This is a genomic window from Isoptericola croceus (assembly GCF_029382255.1).
GTDB classification, from domain to species: domain Bacteria; phylum Actinomycetota; class Actinomycetes; order Actinomycetales; family Cellulomonadaceae; genus Isoptericola; species Isoptericola croceus.
The window spans coordinates 1-268 of record NZ_JARLLG010000327.1 but is presented as its reverse complement, the minus strand read 5'-3'; the positions used below and the strand labels follow the sequence as shown (position 1 = coordinate 268).

Below are 268 nucleotides of genomic sequence, written 5' to 3'. Positions count from 1 at the left end.
GGTTTTCCTCCAGATCATCCGGGTCGCAGCCGCACCGACACCTACTATGTCAATAGGGATACCGTTTTGAGAACACACACGAGTGCCCATCAGCAGGCTTATTTCAAGCGCATGAATCAGAATGGGAAGACACACCCAGAGGAGGTGGGATATACAGTGGTGGCCGATGTCTACCGGCGGGATGCGATCGACCGGAGCCACTACCCGGTTTTCCACCAGATGGAAGGCGCCAGGTTGTGGAAGCGCCCAAAGACTGATCCGTTGAGGT

The 268-nt window shown here is 55.6% G+C and carries 1 protein-coding gene; it reads left to right on the top strand.

The features are described 5' to 3' along the window. Positions 1 to 268: tRNA ligase subunit PheS family protein (locus PZC42_RS24770; RefSeq protein ID WP_498041206.1), on the top strand; the 268-nt coding region annotated here is incomplete at both ends.